The organism is Psychrobacter sp. UBA6739 (assembly GCF_002453835.1).
Lineage (GTDB): Bacteria > Pseudomonadota > Gammaproteobacteria > Pseudomonadales > Moraxellaceae > Psychrobacter > Psychrobacter immobilis_A.
On the sequence record NZ_DKHR01000001.1, the window covers coordinates 20,459 to 27,826 of the forward strand.

A 7,368-nucleotide genomic window follows, 5' to 3' on the forward strand; every position below is an offset into this window, starting at 1 on the left:
GGATTTGACCATGACTACTAATAGCAACAAACCTACTCGCCGTGATGAGAGCCGCGAAATCGCCGCGCCCACTGGCAGTACTCTACATTGCAAAAGCTGGCTGACCGAAGCCCCTTATCGTATGCTGCAAAACAATTTGCATCCTGATGTGGCCGAAAATCCTAAAAGCCTAGTCGTCTACGGTGGTATCGGACGCGCAGCCCGCAATTGGGAAAGCTATGATCAAATCCTAGCGTCATTAAAAGAATTGGAAGACGATGAGACGTTGCTCGTGCAATCAGGCAAGCCAGTTGGCGTGTTTCAAACGCACGAAAATGCACCGCGTGTTTTGATTGCAAACTCTAACCTTGTGCCGCGCTGGGCGACGTGGCAGCACTTTAACGAGCTCGATCGCAAAGACTTGATGATGTATGGTCAAATGACGGCTGGTAGCTGGATTTATATTGGCACCCAAGGCATCGTGCAAGGTACTTACGAGACCTTTGTAGAAGCAGGTCGTCAGCATTATGACGGTAGCTGGGCGGGACGTTGGATTTTGACCGCGGGTCTTGGCGGCATGGGCGGTGCGCAGCCATTAGCCGCGACTTTTGCAGGTGCAACCTCACTGAACATCGAGTGTCAGCAATCTAGTATCGATTTCCGCTTGCGTACTGGTTATGTCGATAAGCAAGCCGATGATCTCGACCATGCTTATGAATTGATCAAACAGCATACCGACGCAGGTGAAGCGGTCTCTATTGCCCTACTTGGTAATGCCGCAGATATCCTACCTGAAATGGTCAAGCGTGCGCACGATGGTGGCATGAAGCCTGATTTGGTCACTGACCAAACCTCAGCACATGACTTGATCAATGGTTACTTGCCAGTTGGCTGGACAGTAGAAGCATGGAAAGCTGCGCAAGAGGATTCAGAGCAACATTCAGCACTCACCAAAGCAGCCGCTCAGTCTTGTGCCGTACACGTACAGGCGATGCTAGATCTACAAGCGATGGACATTCCAACGACCGATTATGGCAATAACATTCGTCAAGTGGCTTTTGATGAAGGCGTTAAAGATGCCTTTAATTTCCCAGGTTTTGTCCCCGCTTATATTCGTCCGCTGTTCTGCCAAGGTAAAGGCCCATTTCGCTGGGTCGCATTATCAGGCGATCCAGAAGACATCTACAAAACCGATCAAAAAATCAAAGAGCTGTTCCCTGAAAATCAACATATTCATCGCTGGCTTGATATGGCAAAAGAGCGTATTCAGTTTCAGGGTTTGCCTGCCCGTATCTGCTGGTTAGGATTGGGTGAACGTGACAAAGCAGGTTTGGCCTTTAATGAAATGGTCAAAAACGGCGAGCTAAAAGGCCCTATTGTCATCGGCCGCGACCACTTGGACACAGGCTCAGTGGCTAGTCCAAATCGCGAAACAGAAAGCATGAAAGACGGCTCAGATGCGGTATCTGATTGGGCATTATTGAATGGTATGCTCAACGTGGCAGGTGGTGCCACTTGGGTGTCATTGCATCATGGCGGCGGCGTTGGCATGGGCTACTCGCAGCACTCAGGTATGGTCATCGTCGCAGATGGCACTGATGCCGCTGCCAAACGCTTGGCACGAGTGCTAGTCAATGATTGCGGCTCAGGGGTTATGCGTCATGCCGATGCAGGCTATGAGCTAGCGATCAAAACAGCGAAAGATTATGGTCTAAATCTGCCGATGGTTAAGTAGCATACCATTTATCCTTATAAGTGATTACTTGACATAAGGATATCATCGACATTTTATCAAGGAGGATAATATGATTGAGCAAAATACGACACTAAATCTCAAGGATGCAGCAGCGACACCAACTGAAGCACTACTGTCTAAACCTATAGCGTTACTGCAACTGATAATCTTTAGTGCTATCGGTTTGGTCATGTTTTTTGTGCCATTTACCATTGGTGAGAAAAGCACGATTTTGTTCGATCATGGGGCAACTTATCTGGTCACTCAGCAGCATACATTGTCTGTGACGTTATTGTTTTTACTGATGATCTTTGGGGTAAGCAAGCCATTTATAGACGGCTCATGGCGTAAAAACATTACCCATATAATCATGACTGTTTTTAAAATCATTGGTCTGATACTGGCAGTGATGTATGTTGCTGACGTAGCGCCTGCCTTTATGATGGAAAAGGACATGCTGCCGTTTCTGTTTGAAAAACTGGCATTACCAGTTGGTATGATTGTACCGCTTGGGGCATTAATTTTAGCATTTTTGGTGGGTTTTGGTTTGCTCGAGATGGTCGGTGTGCTCATGCAGCCGATCATGAAACCTATCTGGAAAACCCCAGGTTCATCAGCGATTGATGCCGTCGCATCCTTTGTTGGTAGCTACTCTATCGGGCTGCTCATTACTAATCGCGTGTATTTGCAAAAGCAATATTCAGCGCGCGAAGCCATTATCATTGCGACTGGATTTTCGACCGTATCAGCGGCATTTATGGTCATTGTTGCCAAAACGCTTGGTCTGATGGAGTTTTGGAATTTATTCTTTTGGTCTACGCTAGTGATTACCTTTATCGTCACTGCGATTACTGCTCGTATTCCACCCATTAGCCTTGTTGATGATAGCGTTGAACGTCCCGCTTTAGACCATAAAGGTGGTACACGTTTGGCGGCAGCATTTGATTTGGGTTTGTCCACTTCGCGCCGTGCCACTGACCTAAAACAAATCTTATGGTCTAACTTTCGCGATGGGCTGACAATGGCAGCGGCGATTGTGCCTTCTATCATCGCGGTTGGCTTGACAGGATTGATATTAGCAAAGTATACGCCTGTATTCGATGCTTTAGGCTTGCTTCTTTATCCATTTACATGGCTTAGCGGCTTACCAGAGCCTCTGGTTGCCGCCAAAGGTATGTCAGCGGGATTGGCTGAAATGTTCTTGCCAGCACTGCTCCTCAGTGAGGCTGATATACTGACTCGCTATGTTGCAGGAGTCATCTCTATTAGCAGCGTGTTGTTTTTCTCTGCCATGATTCCTTGTGTGCTTGCCACTGAAATACCATTATCTGTCGGCAAAATGGTCATTATCTGGTTTGAGCGTGTGGTACTCAGTATTTTATTGGCTGCGGCATTCGGACATCTAGCCATGTACTTCAACTGGATTGGCTAAAAAAACAAATTTAATAACAAGTATTATGTTAACTAAAAACATTTAAAAAACGTCATTTCAACAAAGACATGAATCAAAAATAATATAACCCATATGTCTTACAATACTAGGATCACCCTATGAACGATATCAAAAAATTAACGCTACACCCTCGCCAGCTTAGCTTTAAGATGCTACGTGATATCTATGAGCAACCTGTCATATTGACATTACCTGAGAGTGCTTATAAAGCTATCGATGCCTCACACGAAGATGTGCGTACGATTATTGCTCGAGACAAAAGCGCTTATGGAATCAATACTGGTTTTGGCTTGTTAGCAAAGACGCGTATCAGTGATGATCAGCTTGAGCTACTTCAGCGCAATTTGATCGTTTCTCACTCAGTGGGTACTGGTGGAGCGTTACCAGACAGCGTCGTGCGACTGATTATGGTGATGAAAGTTGCCAGTTTGGCTCAAGGTGTCTCTGGTGTGCGTCGCGAGGTAGTAGATAGTCTACTGGCCTTAATCAATAATCAAATCACGCCAAATATTCCGGCAAAAGGGTCTGTTGGTGCTTCTGGTGATTTAGCGCCTTTATCACACATGACACTTGCAATGATGGGTGAAGGTGACGTGTTTGTCGCTGGCGAAAAAGTGCCTGCAGCAGAAGCTCTAGCTCAACATGGACTTGAGCCAATTACCCTAGCAGCCAAAGAAGGCCTCGCGCTTATCAATGGTACGCAAGTTTCAACCGCGCTAGCATTACGGGGTTATTTCTTAGCGCGTGATTTGCTTGAGACCGCCACCATCGTCGGCTCACTGTCGATTGATGCTGCCAAAGGATCGGACTCACCATTTGATGCGCGTATTCACGAAGTACGTGGCCATCATGGTCAAATTGAAATCGCCAAAGCACATCGTCAACTGATCAAAGGCAGTGCCATTCGTGCCTCACATGATGGCGAGCAAGACGATAGAGTTCAAGACCCTTACTGCTTGCGTTGTCAGCCGCAAGTCATGGGTGCCTGTCTTGATATCATCAATCAAGCAGGTAAAACGCTACTAATCGAATCCAATGCCGTCACTGACAATCCGCTAATTTTTAATAACGAAGATGGCCCAGTGGCTATATCAGGTGGTAACTTCCATGCTGAGCCAGTCGCTTTTGCCGCTGATATTTTAGCCTTGGCAATTGCCGAGATTGGTTCTATGTCTGAGCGCCGTGTGGCCTTACTTATCGATGCGACGCTGTCAGGTGGTCTGCCGCCATTCTTGGTTGATAACGCTGGGGTCAACTCAGGCTTTATGATCGCCCATGTGACAGCAGCGGCACTGGCTTCAGAAAACAAAGCTATCGCCCATCCGGGTAGCGTCGATAGCATCCCAACCTCTGCCAACCAAGAAGATCATGTCTCCATGGCGACCTATTGCGCACGCCGCTTATACGAGATGGCGCAAAATACTGCCACCATTATCGGTATTGAGCTATTGGCTGCCGGTCAAGGGATTGATTTTCATCGCGGATTAGAGACATCAGAGCCGTTGACTGTGGCGCATCAGAAACTGCGCGAGAAAGTGACTTTCTATGATAAAGACCGCTACCTAGCGCCTGATATCGAAGCGGCCAAACAATTGGTATTAGACGGTACGCTTGCTGAGCACTGGCAGTCATTACGTAGCAACTGGTACGAGTCTAAATAAGCGTTAGATAATAGAAGGGAATGAGCAATGGCCATTACGAAAATTAGCACAACCGTGAGTCACACAGCGGCTGACATGATGCTGTGGACTGGCCGTGCAGAGCCATTTGAGACGGCACGTGCCCGCTACTGGTATCAGCTCGCCCAGCCTTACGAGGATCAAAATATTGGGCTAATCGGCTTTGCATGTGATCAAGGGGTTAGGCGCAATCAAGGCCGCGTGGGTGCGCGAGCTGCCCCGCCGCTGATTCGCCGAGCGTTTGCGACGCTGCCAGTGATTGCGTCGTTGCAGACACGCTATGACAATCAACTGGCAACATTGCTAGGTGATGCAGGCGATATCTATTGTCATGACGATGATGACTTTGCTGCGCACACTCTTGAGCAAGCTCAGCTCGAATATGCGGATAAGGTGAGCGCTATCGTCAAACAAGGCGGCTTGCCCATTGGACTTGGTGGTGGTCATGCCATCGCTTATGGTAGTTTTTTGGGACTATGGCAGGCATTAGAAAATACAAGCGAAGCAAATGCCCCGCCTACCATCGGCATCATTAATTTTGACGCCCATCTTGATATTCGTCAATCTGATGTGGCGACTTCTGGTACACCGTTTCGCCAAATTTCCGAGCATCTTGACGCACATGGTCAGCCATTTAACTATTGCTGTATTGGCGTCAGTCGGTTCTCTAACACGGCGGCGCTGTTTGATCGTGCTGAGCAATTGGGCGTGCATATCATCAGTGATGAAGACTGCCATTATCAGCCTTGGCAGATACTTGCCGATCAGGTTATAAGCTTTATCAATCAAGTTGAGGTGGTTTATCTGACCATTGATATGGACTGCTTGCCTGCCAGTGTTGTGCCCGGTGTGAGTGCCCCAGCGGCTTATGGCATTGAGCTTGGGTTTGTTGAGTGCATGGTAACAACCATTATGGCTACTGGTAAAGTAAAAATGGCCGACATTGCCGAGATTAATCCCACCTTTGATATTGATGCGCGTAGCTGCAAAGTTGCGGCAAGACTATTAGCGACTATTATAGAGCAGCATTTACTGACTCTACAAATAAAGACTTATGAATAAAACTTTAAAGATGAATTTTATATATTCACCTGACTATCAGTATTAAGCAGGAGCTTATTATGAACAACTCTAGCGCACAGATACTCGACAAATCTATCAATACTACAGAGGATAAAGACATCCTGACATCGTTTGACCACATCATTACCAATGTCAATCTTGCAACGTTTTCCGCCCATTACGGTTTTAATGGCAGTGACCATGTGCCTTATGGGCAACTGGAAGATGCTGCCATCGGTATTATTGATGACAAAATTGCGTGGATTGGCTCTAATAAAAAAATAACTGCGCACCTGTCGCATTACTCAGCAGGGCAAATAAAAAATGCTCATGGCGGCTGGATAACTCCCGGACTTATCGACTGTCACACTCATATCGTCTATGGTGGCAATCGCAGTAACGAGTTCGAGGCACGTTTGACTGGCGCTAGTTATCAAGACATTGCGGCACAAGGTGGCGGCATTGTCTCAACTGTCACTGCCACCCGCGCTGCCAATATTGAATCGCTATTTGCACAAAGTGAAAAACGGTTGCTTGCACTGATGAAAGAAGGCGTCACCAGTATCGAAATCAAATCGGGCTACGGCTTAGATTTAGATACGGAACGCAAAATGCTCACGGTTGCTCGCCAACTTGGTGACAAGCACAATATCCATGTGAGCACCACTTATCTAGCAGCGCATGCCTTGCCACCCGAATACAAGTCTCACATGCAGGACCGCTCGGATGACTATATCGAGCAAGTGTGCGAGTGGCTACTGATCTTGCATTCAGAAGGCTTAGTCGATGCGGTCGATGGCTTTTGTGAAAATATCGCCTTTAGTACTGAGCAAATCAGACGCGTTTTTGAGGTGGCACGCTCATTAAACCTACCAGTCAAACTGCACTCTGAGCAGTTATCTGATATAGGTGGCAGCGCCTTGGTTGCTGAATACAAAGGGTTATCAAGCGACCATTTAGAGCATTTATCAGCAGACGACATCAAAAAAATGGCGGCCAGTGATACCGTTGCAGTTCTGTTGCCCGGCGCATTTTATACCTTACGTGATACCAAATTGCCACCCATTGAGGCATTACGTAGACACCAAGTACCTATGGCTATTTCTACTGACTGTAATCCTGGCACTTCACCACTTACCTCATTATTGCTTGCGATGAACATGGGCTGTACGCTATTTTACTTAACGACTGAAGAGGTACTGGCAGGGGCAACTGTTAACGCTGCAAAAGCGCTAGGGCTATCTAATAAAGGTAAAATAGAAGTTGGCTGTGATGCAGATTTGGTCTTATGGGATATCGCCCGCCCTGCGGATTTGGCTTATCAGATGGGACTAAACCCTATTAACGGCATTATGGTTCAAGGCAAGTGGCGTGAGACGGTATAGCGAACTTATCTAAATACTCACACTAAAAAAGCCCCAGTCATTGAATGATTGGGGCTTTTTTAATAATAAATGCAC

5 protein-coding genes are annotated in these 7,368 nt (G+C 46.9%); all 5 read left to right on the top strand.

Annotation, left to right across the window (positions count from 1 at the left end; genetic code table 11):
* Positions 1–10: 10 nt before the first annotated feature.
* Positions 11–1,714: a urocanate hydratase gene (hutU, locus tag B2575_RS00105; RefSeq protein ID WP_296239592.1), complete on the top strand. Its 1,704-nt coding sequence runs from the start codon at positions 11–13 to the stop codon at positions 1,712–1,714.
* Positions 1,715–1,784: 70 nt separating this feature from the next.
* A complete protein-coding gene (locus B2575_RS00110; RefSeq protein ID WP_296239594.1) occupies positions 1,785–3,146 on the top strand; it encodes a YjiH family protein in 1,362 nt (453 codons plus the stop codon).
* Positions 3,147–3,265: 119 nt separating this feature from the next.
* On the top strand, positions 3,266–4,828 hold the full coding sequence (gene hutH / locus B2575_RS00115; RefSeq protein WP_296239595.1) for a histidine ammonia-lyase: 1,563 nt from the start codon (positions 3,266–3,268) through the stop codon (positions 4,826–4,828).
* A 27-nt stretch (positions 4,829–4,855) separates the two neighbouring features.
* The gene (gene hutG / locus B2575_RS00120) at positions 4,856–5,908 is read left to right on the top strand and encodes a formimidoylglutamase (RefSeq protein ID WP_296239596.1); all 1,053 of its coding nucleotides are present in this window, start codon (positions 4,856–4,858) and stop codon (positions 5,906–5,908) included.
* Positions 5,909–5,967: 59 nt separating this feature from the next.
* Entirely contained in the window at positions 5,968–7,293 is a 1,326-nt protein-coding gene (hutI, locus tag B2575_RS00125) for an imidazolonepropionase (RefSeq protein WP_296239598.1), read from the top strand.
* Positions 7,294–7,368: the final 75 nt, after the last annotated feature.

Excerpts from the sequence above, each read along its gene's own strand:
- hutG (WP_296239596.1), top strand. The coding sequence starts at position 4,856 with ATGGCCATTACGAAAATTAGCACAACCGTGAGTCACACAGCGGCTGAC.
- hutI (WP_296239598.1), top strand. The coding sequence starts at position 5,968 with ATGAACAACTCTAGCGCACAGATACTCGACAAATCTATCAATACTACA.
- hutH (WP_296239595.1), top strand. The coding sequence starts at position 3,266 with ATGAACGATATCAAAAAATTAACGCTACACCCTCGCCAGCTTAGCTTT.
- hutU (WP_296239592.1), top strand. The coding sequence starts at position 11 with ATGACTACTAATAGCAACAAACCTACTCGCCGTGATGAGAGCCGCGAA.
- B2575_RS00110 (WP_296239594.1), top strand. The coding sequence starts at position 1,785 with ATGATTGAGCAAAATACGACACTAAATCTCAAGGATGCAGCAGCGACA.